Consider the following 19785-nt stretch of genomic DNA (forward strand, 5'->3'; position numbering starts at 1 on the left):
GGAGTCTGGCTGTGGAAATCGCCAAGGTGTCGCTCCCTTGGATGCCAAGTATTAGTGACGGAGCCAATCATCGAAGCCCATTCCGGAAAACCAACCGGGTGCAGGCACAGCCGGGTGTCATTGGACGAGGCCTTGGCAAGTGCCGATGTGGTGGGCGTGCTGGTGAAGCACCGCCCATTTATTCATTGAGGAAATTTCAGAGATCAGGAAGCACGCCAGGGCTGTCGACGCCGTGGGCTTGTTCGCTTCCGGCGTAACCAGAATGTAAGGGGAAGCAGTTGATGCAGCAGCAATCCATGGTGCGGCGCGCAGCGGATGAATTAACGCAGGGCAACTATCTGGTAGCACTCGACCTTTACCGGCGGCTGGCAGAACAGTTGGGGGAGCGAAATTTTCGGGCGAATATCTGGCTTTGTGAGAAAAGATTGAGAGGGCAAGGCCGCAGGAATTGTACGAATCTTGCCCTCGGGGCGATCAAGGTGGCCGCTGTCATGGACGAGTTCACCTTCCATTGCTATGCACCGGAATGCAATCTGTTTCCACTTACGCCGGAACATGCGCTTGGAGAATTGGAGGCATTTAACCCGGATTTGCTCTTCATCGAATCAGCTTGGCGCGGTAAAGATGGGCTTTGGGATCGAAAGATTGGCACATTAAGCCAGGAACTGCGAGCGGTACTGCAGTGGTGCAAGCAACGGCAAGTGCCGACCGTATTCTGGAACAAGGAAGATCCGATTCATTTCGAGACCTTTCTGACGACCGCTCAGCAATTTGACATGGTCTTTACTACCGACATCGACTGTATCGCCCGATACAAGGCAGCATTGGGGCATGAGCGGGTCTATCTGCTTCCCTTTGCCTGTCAGCCGAAGCTGCACAACCCAATCGAGTTCTATCCGCGCAGGGATGCCTTTTGCTTTGCCGGAGCATATTATGTTCGTTACCCGGAGCGCACTCGCGACCTTGAGAACTATGTGGTCGAGTTTCCCAAGTACAGGCCCCTGGAGATTTTCGACCGCAATTTTGGCAAGAGTGACGGCAACTACAAGTTTCCACCCGAGTACGAACCCTACATCGTCGGCACGCTGCCGTTCAACGAGATCGACAAGGCATATAAGGGATACCGATACGCCATCAACCTGAATTCGATCAAGCAGTCACAGACCATGTTCGCGCGGAGGGTTTACGAGCTACTTGGTTCAAACACCATCACGGTCAGCAATTTCTCGCGCGGCGTTCGACTGATGTTTGGCGATCTGGTCATTTCCAGCGATAACGGGAAGGAAATCGTTGAACGCTTGCAACGGCTGGACGAGGAGGTCAGCCAGAAGTTCCGGTTGGCGGGCCTGAGAAAAGTCATGCTTGAACATACGTACGAGCAGCGTTTGGCGTATGTGGCGCGCAAAACGCTGGACTGGCGATTGGACGATGCCCTACCCGTCATGGTCGTCGTTGCTCTGGTCGCCTCGCGGGGCGAATACCTGCAGGTGGTCGAGAATTATCAGGCGCAGCAACATGCTCGCAAGCGACTCCTGGTCGTTTTGAAGCGAGCCATAGATGTTGAGAAATTGGCAGGGCCCCATGACAAGACAATCCGTGTGGTAGATTCGAGCAAGGCTGCGGAATTGCATCTTGGCAACGACCTCGGCCATGATGAATGGCTTGCCGTGATGACTGCAGATGACTATTACGGACCGAACTATTTGCTCGATCTGGCTATCGCCACTCGCTACAGCGACGCGCAAGTCATCGGCAAGTCGACACGTTATCAATGGACTGATGAAGGTGTTCACCTAATCGATCAGGGCCGCTCCTATCAGCCCGTAAGTCGCTTACCTGTCCGTTCCAGCGCCATTCAGTCAGATGCCTTGCCGTGCGGGCAGACTCTGCTGCCGTGGCTGTCGAGCGCATCTTGCGAGGACTGGAAACTGACGGGGTTGGCAATCGACCCATTCAACTACTGTCTACAGGGCCAACATGCACATGATCCTGCGGCGGTTAGTGCGCGCGTGGACGATCTGGCTCTGGACACCGGGCTATCGATACATGAACTCATCCGCGCGGCGGAAAGCATTCCCCCGGCCGAGTTCGACGAAACGAGTGTTCCCAATTGGACAGCCGCTAGGCTTATGCAGGTTTTCGGCCAGGTAAGGCGTACGCAGGTAAGCATTGAGGCCAAGCAGGGGGGACTTTGTGTACAATCGGCCCTGCCCGAAGGTCAGCATGAATATCTCTACGCTGCCCAGGATCTGCCGTTGGGTGCAGTACCGGTCAAGAACACCATTGACACCTACCTCGATGCCACCCCGGGGCTCGATCTTCAATACGTATTCGTGTTTGTCGATGACAAGAAACAGAAAATTAGTCACGTCATCCGTACCGCCAATCGTAACCACACAGCCCCTATCCCCGCCGAGACGGCGTTCGTGCGAATGGCTTGGCGCATCAGTGGAAGCGGAACGACCACCATCAAGTCATTGCTGTGGGGTCATCGCAAGCTCGAGCCGGCCCAGTTACTCAGCCGTTGCGATATCCTGCTATTGACCAACCACTACCCCAGTTACAACGACCTCTACCGGAATGGTTTCGTTCACAGCCGGGTCAAGGCCTATAAGGAGCGCGGGGTAGAGGTTGACGTCTTCCGGTTTCGCGCGGCCGAAACTGTCGGTTATCACGAATTCCAAGATGTCGATGTGGTTACCGGCGGACAGGAAGCTCTACGGAAATTGCTGGACGGCGGACGCTACAAGACTGTTCTGGTGCATTTCCTGTCGTCAGAAATGTGGGAGGTGCTTGAACGGTACCCGAAACTTAAGCGGATCGTCTGGGTCCACGGTGCCGAGATCCATCCGTGGCATCGCCGCGAGTACAACTACCAGAACGAACAGGAGCGTGCCAAAGCAATGTGGGAAAGCGGAGGGCGCATGGCGTTCTGGCGTGGCATTCTCAACCCTATGGCACCCAACCTCAAGTTGGTATTCGTGTCGCGCCACTTTGCGGAGGAGGTTTTTGAAGACTTAGGATTCCGCTTGCCCGATGACAGCTACACGATCATCCATAATCCTATTGATACGGCGCTGTTTTGCTACCAGCCGAAACCGCCAGATCAGCGAAAACTTGTCCTTTCGATTCGCCCATATGCGTCGCGCCAGTATGCAAATGACCTGAGCGTTGCCGCAATCCTGCATCTAGCTAATAAGCCCTATTTCAGTGAAATGCAGTTTCGTCTTATCGGCGACGGTAAACTCTTTGAAGAGACCGTTGCTCCCTTACGAGAGTTTGCCAACGTAATTGTCGAGAAACGATTCCTAACCCAATCAGAAATTTCGAGCCTGCACAGAATGTATGGTGTTTTCTTGTGTCCTACTCGGTGGGATTCACATGGGGTCTCCCGCGATGAAGCCATGTCATCGGGGTTGGTGCCAGTGACAAATGCTATTGCTGCAATTCCTGAATTTTTGGACGAATCCTGTGGGATATTGGCACCTCCGGAAGATTCAGTCGCCTTGGCCGACGGTATCGCCAAGCTATACGAATCCCCTGCGTTGTTCGGTCGGTTATCGACGGCTGCTGCGCAACGCGTAATACACCAGAGTGCGTCCAATCGCATAATCAAGCAGGAAATTGCTTTAGCAAAGCCAACATATGGTCGGATCGATGACGGACGTCCCATATCGTTTATTTCGTTCGACGTTGAGGCATTGCCTGGGCGAGCCGCACAAGACCCTTTCGAGCGCCTGATCTGGGGGCGTTACGATGGACAGGAATTCGGCATTCGTCGGATCAGCGGCATTCTGAAGCAATACGACATCAAGGGAAATTTCCTAGTCGATTTCTCAGCCTGTCTTCTGTACGGGGACAAAGCCGTTCGAGAGGTCGTCGAGTTCTTGTTATCTGAAGGTCATGAGGTACATGTCCATTTGCATTCGGAATGGGTCGTCCGCAAATGGGGCCTTGCGAACAAAAAATGGGTTGACGGTGCTGTCGCAATGGACATGCTTGACGAAACGCTAAGCCATTCACTACTCCACTTTGCGGCCTTCAAATATCGTGCCATGGTCGGACAAGCGCCAACGGTGTTTCGATCTGGCGAATACAGATTCAATTCTTGGACTATCGATGCGGCCGGAAAGTTAGGATTCAAGGCCTGCAGTAACTTCAACAGTACCCGTCATGCGAAGGCATGGCACAGCCAAGATCCGGTGGTGGTCAATAACGAGCCATTCCGTTGGCAAAACGGCCTGGTTGAATTGCCGGTCGATTTCTCGCCGGAGCCACTGAGTCACAACTGGGAAATATACCAAGGGAGCTTTGATCGCGTACTGTCGCGCAAGCGTCTGCGAACCTTCAACTTGACGCTTCACTCATGGTCATTGTTGACGCGTGAAACTGGTGGTCACTTTATTGGGTTCTCTGCTGCACATGAAGAGCGCCTGCACGAGATCTGTGAGCACTTGCGTGCGAATACCCGTTCAATGGGATATGCGGAATTTCTCTCCAGCGACGTCGACATTCCGGTAGAGACGGATTGTCACTGCGAACTGGCATCCCAAGTAATCACTGAACGAACCTGGAACTGCAGTATCTGCGGTGCAACCTACGGCATGGCCCTGAATAGCGACATCTGTCCGAGCTGTGAGTCGCGTGCGCGCCATCGTCAGATTCTCGATGTGCTTAACAAAATCGGAAATCCATTCGATGGCCATAGCGTGCTTGCGTGCCACGCCAATCCTGTTGAAATGCAAGCCTTTCTTGCAAAAGCAACTGAAGTCGTTAATTTTGATGTCCGTCCGCTGGGCTATGCCGATTTGCAAATGGACATCCAATCGATGGACAAGGTTGAGGATGACAGCTTCGACACTTTTGTCGCGATTCATGTCCTCAACCATGTTGCGGATGACGGTCGGGCACTGGAAGAAATTCACCGGGTCTTGAAGCCGGGCGGTGTCGCCTTAATTACCATTCCATGTCGGGAAAAATCCTCTACCGAGCCTTGCACGAATGTCGTCGAGCACTATGGCCAAGAGTCACTAACACAATTCGGTGTTGGTACGTATAGAATCTACGGATTGCATGATACAGTTAAGTTATTTTCAAAATTATTTTTTGTAGAGAAATACGACGGCTTTGACGAATTATCATCGAGCAATGGAAGTGTCTTTATATTGACTAAGGTGCGAGAAGCAAGTTAGTACGACTGTGTGGGAATAACCATTCGAAGTAAAGCATGACGTGGTTTATATTTGTCAGTAAGGTTTGACAAGAATTTTCCTTGGAGGTTAATGAATTGAGTGCTCAACAAACAGCAGTGTCGAAGGATGTAGTGAAACTCTTGTACGACGATAGTAGCCGGCTTGAACGTGCCAGAGAGCGAGCGAGTCGCTTAGATAAACTCCTGGAGCTTCGCGGAAAAAAAGTTCTTGAGATCGGATGCGGCCACGGCGACTTAGCCTATGTATTGGCGAAGGAATATGATTGTGACGTGGTTGGTTTAGAAATAAGGGGATACGACACATGGAAAGATATGAAGCACCCCAGATTGCAGCTTCTGGAGGCCGATATTTCATCCTTGTCGCCGGCGGGGTATGACAAGCTACCTACTGATTCGTTTGATCGAATAATCTCATACGTCGTATGGGAGCACATGCGCCATCCTTACTCAGCTTTGGTACAGTGTCAGAGAATCTTGAAGCCAACAGGAAAGAAATATCTACATGCCTATCTGGGCGGAGCGCCGACATTGAGTCACTTGTATCATGAGCTCAAAGAACCGTGGATTCACTTGACACACTCAGTGAGAGAAATTAGGACGGCCCTCGGTGTTGATGAACTGCCGTGGTATTACTGGTGCAACCGGCTGACGCATTCTCACTATCTTACATATTTTAGACAACTGGGGTTCTTTGTCACTTGGGAACATGTGATTAACGAACCTTTTGATGAGGAGTTTTATATCAATAACGAACAATTTTTAGGCCTGTTTCCTCTCTACGATTTGAAGGCACACGCTTTGCAGGTTGTCTTGGAGTTTGACCCAATAGAATCCAAGAAGCCCATCGCTGACCCCGTCTATGCTAAGTGCCGCCATCGTTCTAGATAGGTTAATTGTCACCGTAGCTGTTATTTAATAAAGGTGGTTATATGAACACAGAGTTTGGAAAGAATTTAGTCCTAAAGATACAAGATCAAAAGGCCAAATGGGATGCCGATACGAGGCCATTGATTGATGGTTCACTGGCAGTAGCCGGTGCGTTTGATGTCCCGAGTGACACTATTGCTTCTGTCGTGAGGGCTTCTGAAACGTGGCAAACATTACAGATATTGTACAATCTATGCCTTATTCATCGGCCTAAATTTGTACTTGAACTAGGCATGAATATGGGCATCTCGACGGCATATATTGCTGCCGCACTGAAGGCCTTGGGTGAAGGGAATCTGGTTCACACGGTTGACGCCTCGCCTTATAAAGGAAAATATGCAAAAGAAATGCACTTGTCCCTTGGCCTTGATAATATAAACTATACTTTTGGATTGTTTGCAGATGTCCTGACTGAAGTAGTTGATAGCTGTCCAGTTATCGACATGGCCTTTATTGATGGGCAACACGAATATCGTCCGACAATGGATTTCTTTCGCATTATCTCCAAGAAAGCGTCGAAGGGCGCGCTCTTGATATTCGATGATATCAATGGTTATTCAGCGGAGATGGATTCTGCTTGGGCTGAAATAAAGAAAATGGATTCTGTTTTCTCTTGGGCGGAATTCGGTACGATTGGATGGGTGGTTGTCAATTGAATACTCTGATTGCGAGGCAGAGGGTCGGTTAAAATTTTAGAGGTTACATTCCGGCACCATTCTCTTTCGAAGATCCGGTCGATATCGGATCTGACGTACTTGTTTTCCCCGACGTAACCATTGGTGCGCATTCATATGTGAATGGTGGCATATTATTCGACCGTGTCAAAATCGGGCGATTTTGTTCGGTTGGCTATGGTGTGAAGATCGGCGTAGGAAACCACCAGATGGGCACCTTATCTACCCATCCGTTTGCATCAAAACGCTTTGATCCGGAGTGTGAAAATCCATACTTAACCGTAAATCGATCGCTTGAGTATACGGAAATGGAGCATGATGTTTGGGTCGGTCAGGATGCCATTATTATACAAGGCGTAAGGCTAGGGTTGGGCTGTGTTGTAGCAGCAAACTCGGTGGTAACTGAAGACGTGCCAGATTATGCGATTGTGGGAGGTAGCCCTGCACGCATTCTAAAGTTCAGATTTGATAATGACTAAAATATTATCGTCCCCCTAAGAAATTAGGCTTGGTGGGAATGCTCAATGGGGTTTCTTGCCACCCTGCCGACCAACAATATAGTTAAATCAGTGGGGCTTATACAAGACTGGAAAAATAGTCGGCATGAATTAAATTCATGTTATGTTATGAGACATATTTCAGAGTCATTGCAAGCTGTTTCGTAGATCTAGCTTAAAAGGATAGAATGCGCGACGGCAGTTTTTGGTTATTCTAGCTTCGGAAAGAAACGCTGATAGGGGCGTCGCGCTGAGAGAGAGTGATGTCGCATGGTGGGGTGCGGGAAGGGGTCGAATTTTTAGCTTTTTGGCCTGTTGGTGCGGGCGGTAATCCTGCGGACCTTGACGGGATTGGCTGATGAGGTTCTCATTTGGACATGGAGTCGTTAGTGAATAAGCGTTTGGTGAAAAGGGGGTCTTTCAAGGGAAGGGGTAGAACTCCCTGTAAAGGTGGAAGGATAGCAGTATTGAAGATACTGAGGATGTGCGGCGCTATTTAGGACATTGATCAGGATGTCCGAAAAATACGAACCAGTCGCCGCCAGTACGCCAAGAGTAAAGAGGACGATAGGCACAGATTGCCCGGAGCGCTTCCGGATCTGATGTTTTCCGATAGTAAATTTCAAGCCACCCCATCATTTGTCTGTCGAAGTTCTCTTTATCTATGGCGGATGGCTCATCTGTAAGGGGCAGGAAACTTTCGGGGTCATTAATTGTCATTACCATGCGACGCATTAAGCGAAGAATGGACTCACCTTCCGGTTCGGAAAAAATGTCAATTCCGTTTGCTTGTCCAACGACAATGATTATGGTCAGTGCCTGCGTGGCTGACATATTATACTGAACAGACATTCTGCCGCGAGCCATTTCCTGGGGTAGGACGCCATCGGAGGTAACATTGCCTGCTTTCCTGCGAACCACAGCGAAAGCGTCGTTTAATAAGTCAGGGCGATCGAGTGCCACGGCCCCAAGGGCATATGCGGATGCTGTCCAGTCTTCAAGATTGTTGTCGTACTTCCACTCAATTTCAAGTCTCTTCAATAAAACCATTAAGTCTCTAATCCACTCACGAATTTCACGGTCTTGTTCCGGAAGTAAGTGCGCTCCTTGACGAAGCAATATGTACGTAACCAATGGCGCAGTAGTCATCAGTCGAACTTGGCCGCCTCCGCGCTGATCGAGTGACTGAAGAAAAGCACGATCACGTGCAAAACGAAGCAAGTGTGCTATCAAACACTCGCTGAGCTTTAGGCGCATTGGCGAATTGGCCTTTACAAACTCTCCATTTATAGTGGAGAGAAAATTCTCTTCATCTACAACGATTTTACGCAACTGCAGGTGCTTCTCTAGCAATAAAGGGTCGATGATGGAATTCTGTGAATCAACATAAATTTTGTTAGACACTACCTTTGACGGGAGTGCAGGGGGAGTAGGACAGAGACTAGCAACACTCGGGTGTGGCGGGAAAAAAGTTAAATCCAGGCGGAAAGGTGACAAGACAACTGCATTAGAATCGTGCGACATCTGGGCCCAGAAAAATGAGCAAACAATAATCCACCTAAAGAAAGCAGTTAATGGTTTATTTCTTATGCGTTGTCTCATGGTCAACTTCCGAACGTTATGGAAAATGTTGCTAGATAGTTACCGGCCGGTTGAGGAAGAAGCCTCACCGGCCACTTTTATACAACATTAAGGAAGCGCGGAAGGAGAATGCCTAGTGCGAACTGCGAGTGGCTGTTGGCGTCTAAGGTGGCTAGGGAACCACTGATTAATGGACGTTTGCAGCAGACCGAATGACCGGAATCTTACCCGAACGTAACCAATATCATACAGATACATTGCGATTGAATCAAATGCTCCCTTCGCTGCGGGTCGGCGCGCGTCAAGATAGATATGTCGCTGTAGATAGTTATGTCCCTCGATAGATCGCTATAATCGTGTTTGGTTCGGTTTCATATTTACCAGATGAAATTACTACAGCGTTATGCAATGCTCACTGTCGACACCGAGGCCTTGCCGAAGCGCGCGCTTAATGATCACGTCAATCGGCTTATCTGGGGAAGGCATGACAAGGGCACTGCCGGAGTACGCGAGATGTGCGCGATCGGTGACGAGTTCAATGCCAAGCATGTGTTCTTTGTCGATATGTGCGGCGCCTATTTTTATCCTGAAGAAATGTGCGAGGTGGTCCGCTGGCTGGACCGGAGTGGTCAGGATGTTCAGTTACATACCCATCCGGAAGTGTTGCCCAAGAGTTTTTGGACGGAGAATGGCGTCGAATTCCGTCCCGAGTACATGAATGACTACACCGAGGATGCCTGGGCGGGGTTTATCATCAGCCATTTCGGAAAAATGATTTCTGAGATTACCGGCAAGGAGATTCTCGCGTATCGAGCCGGCTCATTTCGTTGGAATGGATGTTCCATCCGCGCACTAAAGGCGGCCAACATACTGCTGTCCTTCAACAATTCCATGCGCGCCTATCGTGCGGGGCGGTGTGTTTTCAGCGAACCCACAAACTTACCCTACGCATGGTCCAACGGCATCATCGAAGTACCGGTTACTGAAAAGCAAATTCTTATTCAGCCCGGAAGAACAGAGTCTTGGGCGAGTTTGACCTATCCCCAGTCAGCCTATTTTCCGTTCTATACTGAGCGGCAATCAGTAATTTCAAGGATTTTTGGCAAAGGTTTAACATTATCTGTTTTTCTAATCCATTCCTGGTCACTGCTGTCTTGGGACGAGAATGGCCACGCCACTTACCGGGATGATCAGCGCCTGGAAGGATACCGCAAGCTGTTGGCCCAGCTTGCGGGCGACTACGACATCATCACCACACGGGATTTTCTCGACCTGTACGCGCTGGGCAAGATCACTGTCTCGCAAACGGTCGACATTGCTAAAGCGGACTTGAAGCGGTATGCCTGAGGTTGTTCTTCATGTCCAAGGCCAGGAGTCGAGGACTTTCCGGGGGCAATGCGCACGAAATGGAAATAAGGAATGACGAATCGCTACGTGCTCTTGACGGTTGATACGGAAGCGTTGCCGAAGCGTGCTTCGCTTGATCACGTCAAGCGGCTGATTTGGGGTGTCCATGACAATGGGTCGGCTGGTATTCGGGAGATGTGCTCGCTTGGCGACGAATTTAATGCCAAGCACGTTTTCTTCGTGGATCTGTGCGGTGCTTACCCATACCTCGATGAGATGCGCGAGGTGGTAGAGTGGCTTGATGGGCAAGGCCAGGACGTTCAGCTGCACACGCATCCCGAATATCTTCCCGAAAGCTTCTGGGGCGAACATGGACTCGACTCCAGGCCGCAGTACATGAATCAGTATGCCGATGATGCGCGCGCCGAGTTTGTCATCCAACACTTTGGGAAGTTGATCGCACAAATTACAGGCAAGGAAATTCTGGCCCATCGAGCTGGCTCGTTCCGGTGGAATGCTTGCTTGATTCGCGCGCTGAAGGCCGCCAACATCCCGCTGTCTTTCAACAATTCGATGTGCGCCTTTCATGCCGGGCAGTGTGTGTTCAGTGAGCCAACCAATCTGCCATTTGTTTGGTCAAACGGTGTGATCGAGGTTCCGACAACGGAAAAGAAGATTTTTCCGAAGGTTGGAAAGGAGGAATGGTGGGCGCGTTTGACTTACCCTGAGTCGAGCTATTTCAAGTTCGATCCGTGGTGGGGGGGATTTCTGCTCAACCTGCTGAGTGATAGTCCTGCGTTCTCGGTGTTTCTGCTACATTCTTGGTCTCTGCTTCATTGGGACGAGAATGGGTACGGTGTCTATAAGGATGATCAGCGCCTGGAAGGGTATCGAAAGCTGCTGGCCCGGCTCACCAAGGACTACGATGTGATCACGACAGCGGACTTTCTTGATCTGCATGCTCGTGGCCTGATCACCCTGACGCAAACGGTCGATCTCTCCAGGGCTGAGTTGGCGGGGTCAGTGTCGGGTAACCAATGAGCAGGATCGCCAGGCGACTCCAGTCGCTACTGAGAGAACAGTGGCTCGCCTGGAATCGGGTGCTGACGTGCAGAGTTCTTGGTCGCAAGTTGCTCAGGCGTCGCCGAGGGTTATCGTATGCGCCGGAGCCAGGAAGCATTTTGTATGTGGCGGCGAGTTCCCTGCCTTACCACACTAGCGGCTACACGACACGTACGCATGAGGTGATCTGCGCATTGCGCTCCGCCGGGCTGACGGTGCATGTACTGACCCGGCCTGGCTATCCCTGGGACCGCAAGGACCGGGATTGCGACGCCGATGGTGAGGAGACGGTGGTGGGTGATGTGACGTATCGACACGTGCGCAAGCCTTCCAATACGCGGCCAGCGTTGCAGTACGCAGTGCAGGCGGCGCCGGTGGTGGCGCGGGCGGCGGCGCGCCATAGGGTTTCGGTGATCCACGCAGCCTCGAACCATATCAATGCGCTGCCGGCGCTCCTGGCGGCACGGCAACTGGGTATCCCTTTCCACTATGAAATGCGCGGGCTCTGGGAACTGACCCGCGCATCCAGGATGCCGGAATACGAGGGTTCGCAGGCCTTCCGGCAAGGGATCGATCTCGAAGGCCTGGTGGCCCGCCAGGCGGACAGACTGTTCGTGATTTCGGAGCAGCTGGGCAATTATGCCCGGGAGAACTGGGAGGTTCCCGCCGAACGTATTGCCTTGCTGCCCAACTGTGTCGATCCTCTACGCATACTGGCGGCCGATCCGCAGTTTGTTGAACCGAATACCATTGGCTATGCGGGCTCGTTGATTTCCTACGAAGGCCTGGATACCCTCCTGGACGCGGTCCAACTGCTGGTCAGGGGTGGTTCGGATGTCCGAGTGAACATCGTGGGTGATGGGGAGGCGCGTGCGCAACTCGAAGCGCAGGTGCTGTGCCTGGGGCTTTCCGATCGCATTCGTTTTCTGGGCAAGGTGCCGCCGGACTCCGCCCGTAAAATTCTGGGGCGCTGCGCATTGGTCTGCATTCCGCGCAAGCCGTTCAGGGTGTGCGAGATCGTGCCGCCGATCAAGCTGATAGAGGCCCTTGCCATGGCGAAGCCAGTCGTTGTTGCCGATCTGCCGGTATTCCGCGATGAACTGGGAGAGAATCCTGCCGGCTGGTTTTTCCGGGCGGGAGATGCTGCGGATCTGGCGCGTGTCCTCGGGATTGCCCTGGCCGATGGCGAGGTACTGGCAGCTGTCGGGACACGTGCGCGCGAATATGCGGCCACGAAGCGTTCCTGGCAGGATTTCGTTCGCAATGTGTTGTCGGCCGTATCGGATGAGGAGTCAATTGGTCGCCAGGGTCATTAGAAAATTGGGTTCGCTCTTCTACGAGTATCCGCGAGTACCGGAGGATGTCGTTCGCCAGGGAAAGTTCGGTCAGTTGAAGATGGCCGTCGTCACGGACTACTTCACAACCGAGTGTTTGTCCGAGGAGTGCCGGATCAGGTCGATGACGCCGGGGAATTACAGAGAGATCATTAACGAGTGGAAGCCGGACTTGGTCTTCGTGGAGTCGGCATTTCATGGGTTGCGCGGCGCTTGGCGCTATGAGTTGGCGAAGCAGCCGAAACTGTTGCTCCTGAGTAAGCCCAAGGCGATCTACCGCCTGGTTGAGTACGCCAGGAGCCGTGGCATCCCGACGGTGTTTTGGAACAAGGACGATGGCGCCTTTTTCGATGCCTTCATCGACGTGGCTCAGGCATTTGACTACGTTTTCACCACCGACAAGGAATGCATCGAGCGTTATCGGCAGCATGTGCCAGCGCGTGTGCCTGTGAACACCCTTGTCATGCCGTATCAGCCCGCGTTTCACGACTTCGCGGGCTTCGATTTCACACGCAAAGAGGCCTGCTTCACAGGGAGCTATTACCGTCGCATATTAAACGAGCGCAGGCGTTTCCTCGACATGATGTTCGATGCCTGCGAAGAGGCCGATGTGCTGCTGAATGTCTTCGACAGGAATCATGATCGCCTGTCCCGGCACTTTGAGTTCCGCTTTCCTCGGAAGAGCCAGCTACGCTTGCACGGCAGGGTGCCGCATCGTGAGACGGCCCAAGTCTACAAGTCGCATGCCGTGTCGCTCAACGTGAACTCGGTAACCGATTCCGAGACGATGTTCTCGCGGCGTTTGCTGGAAATCCTGGCCTGCGGTGGCATCGCCGCCACCAATCGCAGCCGTGCCGTTGACCGGTATTTCTGCGACTACTGCCATGTGGTGAATACGCCCGAGGAGGCGCAAGAGTTGTTGTCCCGCCTTCGGCACGGTCCATCACGAGAAGACATGGAGCGTGCCGAAGCAGGTGCGACCTACGTACGACAGAACCACACTTGGACCCATCGGCTGGAAGAGCTTTGCGCCATTGTGAAAATTTGAGCGGCGCCTGGAACGATGCTCGTTTTTCTCTCTTACTTCGCCCAGGCCGTGTTCGCAGTGGTGGTGGCATATTTTGCGTTGTACGTGTTCCTCGAACTGAGAGTCTTGCTGATCTCGCGCAAAGTGGAACGGCGCAAATTGTCCGAGGTTACACAGCCATCGGCCGGGTTTGAAGACTCATTCAGTCCACCTGTCAGCGTCTTGTTGCCGATCTGTAACGAATCGGCGATGGTCGAGCGCCTGGTTGATGCCGCCTGCCAATTGCGCTATCCGGCGAAAGCACTGGAAATCTTGCTACTCGACGATTCCTCGGATGACACGTCCGAGCTTGCCCAGGCGAAGGTTGACCAATCTGCCGCGCAGGGAACCAATATCCGGCTTGTCCAGCGGCAGAACTGTCAGGGCTACAAGGCCGGGAATCTGGTCAATGGCATCCAACTGGCGTCCGGCGAATTCTTCGCCGTTTTTGATGCGGACTTTGTCCCACCGAATGATTTTTTGATGAAGGCCATGCCGTGCTTCAAGGACCCCAGATTGGGTTTCTTGCAGACCGGGATTGGCTATGAGAACCGGGACGTTTCATTTCTGACCCGGTTTCAGGCCATGGAAATGGGGCATCAGCAATTTATCACGGTGGGCCTGAGCGAAGACGGTGACATGGCATCCCTAAGCGGTAGCTCTTGCATATGGCGCAGGGCGTGCGTCGAAGCTTTGGGGGGCTGGAATTCGACGACCGTGACGGAGGACGTGGATCTCGGTTACAGGGCGCAGATTGGGGACTGGAAGTACGCCTATCTGCGCGATGTGGTCTCCATGTCGGTACTGCCCGAGACTGTCAGCGCGTTTCGCGTTCAGCGCGAGCGTTGGGGAAGGGGGCTGATTCACAGTGCGTTCAAGCATGTCAGGGAGATGCTCAGGCAACCCATGCCTTTGGTAAAGAGACTTCATGCGATTTCCATGATGTTCTCTTCTGTGCTCTTGGCTTCGATCTACGTACTGGTGCTACTGAGTTTGCCGTTGAACTATCTGATTGATTTCGATGGATCAACTGTACGTTGGGTGGCTGTGGGCTTCTTTGTTCTGGTCGCGATTTGGACGCTAGACAATGCCTTCGGAGCACGTAAAGGAGCAAGGTTCGATCAGAGACCAGGCGTCGTGCGAACGCTATGGGACGCCTATCTTTATGTCGCCATGTTCTTGCCGATGTCCTGGTATTACTTCGCCGGCGGCATTCGGGCGTTATTTGGCGTTTATGGAGATTTTCACCGGACTCCCAAGGGCGAGGACGAGCATCGAACAATCATGCCCCGCATCAACTCTATGCTGCTGGCCGGTGAACTCTTCACTTTTTCTTATTCGCTGCTGGCGGTTTTGCTGGCCTTGCAAAAGGGGAATTGTTTCTTGATGCCCCTAAATGTAACGGTGTGTGTGGGTTTTGGCATGATTCTCTACTGGTCCTGGCAAGAAGGGCGTGCGCGTGCCCGCGGGTGATGTGCAAGCGTTCAGCCACTCCATCTGTAAAGCGGCTGAGATGTGGAGACCCGCCATACCACAGCAAATACAATCCGGTGGAGCGTTGCTGGGGAATCCTGGAAAAGCACTGGAACGGTGCCAAGCTGACACCGATACCCAAATGATGCTGGAGTGGGCCAAGACCATGACCTGGAAAGGCGTTCATCCCTTCGTCGAACTGAGCCGCACGGTCTACGAGAAAGGAGTAACGGTGGCCAAGGAGGCTATGCAAGCGGTCGAGTCCCGGCTGGAACGAAAACCGCTCCTAACCAAGTGGGACATCTTGATCCGACCAGCCTGCGCGGTATGAACTTTCGTAGAAATCACCTGCATTTGATTAGCTTTTGGCCAGCGCCTGGTCGATATCCCAAAGAATGTCGTCGAGTGTTTCCAGGCCGACCGAGAGTCGGATCAGATCGGGTGGCACGCCGGCGGCCACTTGTTGCTCTTCGGAGAGCTGACGGTGTGTCGTCGACGCCGGGTGAATGACCAGGGTCTTGGCATCACCGACGTTGGCCAGGTGGGAAAGGAATTCGACGCTGTCGATAAACTTCTGCCCGGCCGCAGCGCCGCCCTTGATGCCGAAACTGAGCACCGCGCCGGCACCTTTCGGCAGGTATTTATTGGCAAGGTCGTAATAGCGGTTGTTCTTCAGTCCCGGATAATTGACCCAGGCCACCTTCGGGTGATCCAGCAGGAAACCGGCGACTGCCAGCGCGTTGCTGCAATGACGTTCCATACGCAGCGGCAAGGTTTCGACCCCCTGCAGCAGCAGGAAGGCATTCAGCGGGGAAAGCGCCGGGCCGAAGGTGCGCAGGCCTTCCATGCGGCATTTCATCGTGAAGCCGAAATCACCGAAGGTCTCGTAGAATCGTACGCCGTGGTAGCCCGGCGAGGGTTCGGTCATGGTCGCGAACTTGCCGTTATCCCAGGGGAATTTTCCGGATTCGACGATGATGCCGCCCATCGTCGTGCCGTGGCCGCCGATGAACTTGGTCGCCGAGTGCAATGAAATGGCGGCGCCCCACCTGAAAGGCTGGCACAGATAAGGGCTGGCGAAGGTGTTGTCGATGAACAGCGGCAGGCCGGCCTGGTTGCCGAGTCTTGCCACCGCCTCGATATCGAGCACATTGAGCGACGGATTGCCCATCGTTTCGGCGTAGATGACTTTGGTCTTGGGCGTGATGGCGCGGGCGAAATTTTCCGGATCATCCGGGTCGACGAAGATGGTATCAATGCCGAGCTTGCGGAAATTGACGTCGAGCTGGGTGTGCGTGCCACCGTACAGGGTGCGGGCTGCAACAATCTCGTCGCCGGCCGCGCACAGGTTGAGCAGGGCGATCATCTGGGCGGCCATGCCACTGCCGGTAGCGACTGCGGCGCGGCCGTTCTCGATTGCCGCGATGCGTTCTTCCAGCACAGCGACGGTCGGATTGGAGAGCCGTGAATAGACGTTGCCGAAGGTTTGCAGGTTGAACAGGCTGGCCGCATGCTCCGGGCTGTCGAAGACGTAGGATGTGGTCTGGTAGATGGGCACAGCGCGGCTGCCTGTGGCGGCGTCGGGAATCTGGCCGGCGTGCAGACAGAGGGTATCGAACCCGTATTCATGATCAGCCATGGAAAACTTTCAGTGAGGCAGCCAGGTCGGCCGGCGGGAGGAAATCAGACGGGTATTGACCCCGAACCAGTTGAGGCCGCCGAACAGGCGGGCATATTCAATCTTGACGCAGCGGTCCATCACGACGGTTAACCCGGATTCCTCGGCAATTTTCACGGCCTCATCGTTGATCACGCCGATCTGCAACCACAAGGTCTTGGCCCCGATGGCGACAGCCTCCCGTGCGATCTGAGGCGTGTCGGCCGGCTTGCGGAAAACATCGACCAGATCGACCGGTTCGCGAATCGCCGACAGCGTCGGGTAGCACTTCTCGCCCAGGATCTCGTCGTACTTCGGATTGACCGGAATGACCCGGTAACCGTGTTCCTGCATGTACTTGGCCGCGAAGTTGGAGGGGCGGAACCAGTCGGCGGAAAGGCCCACGATGGCCAGGGTACGGCTTTCACGTAGCACGCGGCGCAGGGTGTTGATATCGCTCATGGGTGTGATCCTAGTGGACAGTGCGAAAGCCGATACAACGAAATGGTTGGAAGCTTATGAGCCGATCGATTCGTCAGGGCTTGACCGTGAACCGAATCCTCGAAAGGACGGCCGGGCCTGCGTGCCATAACGTCAGGCGAAACCGAGACAGACACCAATGCGCAAACCGCTATTGGGCCTTGCGCCGCATCATTTCTGCGGCAATCAAGGCAAATTGCTCCTCGACCTCATGTTGAACAAAGGGGCCACCGAATATCCGTGCGATGCTCGAATCAGGAACAATCTCGGCACGGTAGCGAACTCGCGTGCCGCTCCTGGTTTCCGACAGCGCCATCTCACTTTCGAACCGCTTGGCACTTCCAGTGAGTTGTATGGCGAGAATCCGTTTCATCGGCTCAAGCTGTATTTCTCTCACGGAAGCAAACGAGTAAGAAAAGATTCCGAACTTTGCGCTTCCTTCCTGCATCACAAACACCGAACTGCCTTTTCGGCGAATGATCCTGCTCAATGTCAGGTTGTTCATAATGCCAACCATGTTGTTGAAGTCCGTGAGTACCTCCCATGCTGTGCGCAAAGGCACCGGAATGACGATCGTTGCATCAACCAGAAAAGTATCATCGCTCTTCTCGACGGCGACCAGGATCTCGGGTTCGGCTCCGAACGCGGCGAGGCACATGATCAGCAGCAAGAGGACGGCGACACATCGCAATTTGGGCATGGCGGGGGCGCGCTTTGCTTTTGGATTTCAGGTTCTGACTGAACGAGTTGCCCATTACATCCACGGGGTGCACTGCTAGCGAATGGCCGCCTGTAACTTGCGCAGTTCGACTTCAGCCCAAAGTGCTTTGCCAAACGCCTTCCAGGCTGGGCCTCCGTGGCATTCGAATCCGACACCGGCACATTCCTCCATCGTCTTGAGCATGATGGCGGCGAGACCGAACAGATCGACCTTGGCCATGAGCTTGTGGTCGATAGGACTGGAAGCGGCAAGTTTGACCTCGACAGCGGACTGGTCAAGCGCTTCCTGTGCCAGTGCACGCACCCGGACGTCATCCGTCCAGTCGATACCGAGCACAATTCCCTTTCGCTCGATTTCTAGCTCAATCTCCCTTACAACTTCAGTGTAATTTTCATAGCCGGCCATCGTGGTCTCCATCGCTCGTAGCACTCGACTCTAGCAGGCTTGAGGAAAGCCGCAACGAAGATTGCCACAAAGGCATCACACGCTACTCAAAAACACCTCCCGTTTCACCATCCGACCGCCCGAGGCGCACGCCTTTGGCGGTCTTTTTGCATTGGCGATTCACCATGCTGGAACCTACCAGTAGTGCCGTCTCCGGGGTGGCGTGCTGCAAGGCGACTGGCGGCGCCTTGCAGCATGCCACCATAGCGGTGATGTTGATAACGCAGCCACTCGCATCGGGAGTGGGCGGTCGGGGCGATCAGTACCGTGCTGATCTGGGTCGGTGGCGGGGCGATTGCGGCCCAGTTCCATGGGCTGCAGGAGTGGGTGGATTCGGTGACTGCCGCAGGGAGGACGCCATGAACCGCCGGAAAACGCGCCATAATGTCGAGCAATACCACCCATTGCCTTGACGACATATTGCATTGACACCATGTTCACTAGAGCCAGCATCAAGTTCCTTGACGATCTCGCAGCCAACAACAACAGGATTTGGTTTGAAGAGAACAGATCACAATACGAAGCGCTGGTGCGTGCGCCAGCGTTGGCATTCATCTCGGAAATGTCTCCGGTGCTGAAGACGTTTGCACCGCACTTCCGCGCAGACCCACGCAAGACAGGGGGTTCCCTGATGCGGGTTTTCCGTGACACACGTTTCTCTCGCGACAAGACTCCGTACAAGACCAACATCGGTATCCAGTTCCGCCACGCCGTCGGCAAGGACGTGCATGCGCCGGGATTCTATGTGCATATCGCCAGCGATGAATGTTTCTTGGCCGTTGGCTGCTGGCATCCAGACGCAGACTCCCTGGCGCGGATTCGAGACTGGATGGCGTGTAATCCAGAGCAATGGTTTGCAGCACGTGACCACAGCAGTTTCGTCGGAACATGGACATTGTCAGGTGATAGTCTGGCGCGGCCTCCGCGCGGCTACCAGGCAGATCATGAAGCGATAGAGGATTTGAAGCGGAAAGACTTTATTGCGATTGCGGCATTGTCTCTGGACGAGGTCACCAGTCAAGACTTAGTGAGGTTGGCCGGATCGCGGTTTGCCGTCGCCACACCGTTCATCAGGTTTTTGTGTGATGCTTTGGATGTCCAGTGCTGACAAGCAGTGTCTGCGCCCTTCCCAAGGCATTGCTGCGATACGCCCAAAGATACGCCCGATTGGTCTTGCGCCGGTCCGGATCGGGTTGTGGCACCGGGGTTTCATCGGCATGCAGCACCGCGCCCTGGCGCAGCTGCTCGGCGAGGCACCGCCAGAGCGGTTCCAGGGCGACGCCGGTACGGCCCATTTTGTTGCCATTCGA

At 53.6% G+C, this 19785-nt stretch carries 18 protein-coding genes and 1 pseudogene; 13 read left to right on the forward strand and 6 right to left on the reverse strand.

The features are described 5' to 3' along the window. Window positions 1-473: 473 nt before the first annotated feature. The 5 genes and pseudogenes from AC15MQ_RS19940 to AC15MQ_RS19960 all read left to right on the forward strand — a co-directional run. Window positions 474-1761: pseudogene (locus tag AC15MQ_RS19940) on the forward strand (CgeB family protein); the annotation flags it as partial. A gap of 176 nt (window positions 1762-1937) precedes the next feature. Continuing rightward, on the forward strand, window positions 1938-5192 hold the full coding sequence (locus AC15MQ_RS19945; RefSeq protein WP_483081195.1) for a methyltransferase domain-containing protein: 3255 nt from the start codon (window positions 1938-1940) through the stop codon (window positions 5190-5192). A gap of 95 nt (window positions 5193-5287) precedes the next feature. Further along, window positions 5288-6100 carry a class I SAM-dependent methyltransferase gene (locus AC15MQ_RS19950; RefSeq protein WP_483081097.1) on the forward strand — a complete coding sequence of 271 codons (813 nt, stop codon included), beginning with the start codon at window positions 5288-5290 and terminating at the stop codon, window positions 6098-6100. Between the two features lie 41 nt (window positions 6101-6141). Further along, window positions 6142-6795, forward strand: coding sequence for an O-methyltransferase (locus tag AC15MQ_RS19955; RefSeq protein ID WP_483081098.1), 654 nt, complete (start codon window positions 6142-6144; stop codon window positions 6793-6795). 227 nt (window positions 6796-7022) lie between these two features. Further along, the gene (locus tag AC15MQ_RS19960; RefSeq protein ID WP_483081099.1) at window positions 7023-7292 is read left to right on the forward strand and encodes a DapH/DapD/GlmU-related protein; all 270 of its coding nucleotides are present in this window, start codon (window positions 7023-7025) and stop codon (window positions 7290-7292) included. Window positions 7293-7802: 510 nt separating this feature from the next. On the opposite strand, the gene AC15MQ_RS19965 is transcribed toward AC15MQ_RS19960, so the two are convergent. After that, window positions 7803-8912 carry an alginate lyase family protein gene (locus tag AC15MQ_RS19965; RefSeq protein WP_483081100.1) on the reverse strand — a complete coding sequence of 370 codons (1110 nt, stop codon included), beginning with the start codon at window positions 8910-8912 and terminating at the stop codon, window positions 7803-7805. Between the two features lie 363 nt (window positions 8913-9275). Here AC15MQ_RS19965 and AC15MQ_RS19970 point away from each other — a divergent pair, with 363 nt between their 5' ends. The 7 genes from AC15MQ_RS19970 to AC15MQ_RS20000 all read left to right on the forward strand — a co-directional run bounded on the left by AC15MQ_RS19970 (window position 9276) and on the right by AC15MQ_RS20000 (window position 15504). After that, a complete protein-coding gene (locus AC15MQ_RS19970; protein WP_483081101.1) occupies window positions 9276-10238 on the forward strand; it encodes a polysaccharide deacetylase family protein in 963 nt (320 codons plus the stop codon). Window positions 10239-10310: 72 nt separating this feature from the next. Continuing rightward, window positions 10311-11279, forward strand: a complete 969-nt coding sequence (locus AC15MQ_RS19975; protein ID WP_287654271.1) for a polysaccharide deacetylase family protein — start codon at window positions 10311-10313, stop codon at window positions 11277-11279. Window positions 11280-11425: 146 nt separating this feature from the next. Next, a complete protein-coding gene (locus AC15MQ_RS19980; RefSeq protein WP_483081102.1) occupies window positions 11426-12616 on the forward strand; it encodes a glycosyltransferase family 4 protein in 1191 nt (396 codons plus the stop codon). Between the two features lie 4 nt (window positions 12617-12620). Then, window positions 12621-13682 (forward strand): CgeB family protein, encoded by a 1062-nt coding sequence (locus AC15MQ_RS19985; protein ID WP_483081103.1) that lies wholly within the window; start codon window positions 12621-12623, stop codon window positions 13680-13682. Between the two features lie 15 nt (window positions 13683-13697). Beyond that, a complete protein-coding gene (locus AC15MQ_RS19990; protein WP_483081104.1) occupies window positions 13698-15173 on the forward strand; it encodes a glycosyltransferase in 1476 nt (491 codons plus the stop codon). Then, on the forward strand, window positions 15173-15319 hold the full coding sequence (locus tag AC15MQ_RS19995) for an ISAzo13-like element transposase-related protein (RefSeq protein ID WP_483081196.1): 147 nt from the start codon (window positions 15173-15175) through the stop codon (window positions 15317-15319). Before AC15MQ_RS19990 ends, AC15MQ_RS19995 begins: the two co-directional genes overlap by 1 nt. Continuing rightward, entirely contained in the window at window positions 15316-15504 is a 189-nt protein-coding gene (locus AC15MQ_RS20000) for an ISAzo13-like element transposase-related protein (protein WP_483081105.1), read from the forward strand. Before AC15MQ_RS19995 ends, AC15MQ_RS20000 begins: the two co-directional genes overlap by 4 nt. Window positions 15505-15531: 27 nt before the next feature. Here the strand turns inward: AC15MQ_RS20000 and AC15MQ_RS20005 are convergent, their stop codons facing one another. From AC15MQ_RS20005 to AC15MQ_RS20020, 4 genes are all read right to left on the reverse strand, one after another. Continuing rightward, complete coding sequence (locus tag AC15MQ_RS20005; protein WP_483081106.1) at window positions 15532-16812, reverse strand: O-acetylhomoserine aminocarboxypropyltransferase/cysteine synthase family protein; 1281 nt, start codon at window positions 16810-16812, stop codon at window positions 15532-15534. Window positions 16813-16821: 9 nt separating this feature from the next. Then, window positions 16822-17292: a CoA-binding protein gene (locus AC15MQ_RS20010; RefSeq protein WP_483081107.1), complete on the reverse strand. Its 471-nt coding sequence runs from the start codon at window positions 17290-17292 to the stop codon at window positions 16822-16824. 169 nt (window positions 17293-17461) lie between these two features. Continuing rightward, the gene (locus AC15MQ_RS20015; protein WP_483081108.1) at window positions 17462-17980 is read right to left on the reverse strand and encodes an SRPBCC family protein; all 519 of its coding nucleotides are present in this window, start codon (window positions 17978-17980) and stop codon (window positions 17462-17464) included. Between the two features lie 105 nt (window positions 17981-18085). Further along, complete coding sequence (locus tag AC15MQ_RS20020; RefSeq protein ID WP_287655361.1) at window positions 18086-18436, reverse strand: hypothetical protein; 351 nt, start codon at window positions 18434-18436, stop codon at window positions 18086-18088. A gap of 472 nt (window positions 18437-18908) precedes the next feature. On the opposite strand from AC15MQ_RS20020, the gene AC15MQ_RS20025 reads away from it, so the two are divergent. After that, window positions 18909-19583, forward strand: coding sequence for a DUF2461 domain-containing protein (locus AC15MQ_RS20025; RefSeq protein WP_483081109.1), 675 nt, complete (start codon window positions 18909-18911; stop codon window positions 19581-19583). Here AC15MQ_RS20025 and AC15MQ_RS20030 read toward each other — a convergent pair. Continuing rightward, window positions 19546-19770: an IS66 family transposase gene (locus AC15MQ_RS20030; RefSeq protein ID WP_483081110.1), complete on the reverse strand. Its 225-nt coding sequence runs from the start codon at window positions 19768-19770 to the stop codon at window positions 19546-19548. The two genes, AC15MQ_RS20025 and AC15MQ_RS20030, sit on opposite strands and share 38 nt — an antisense overlap. Window positions 19771-19785: the final 15 nt, after the last annotated feature.

It is taken from the genome of Candidatus Accumulibacter propinquus (assembly GCF_056856495.1).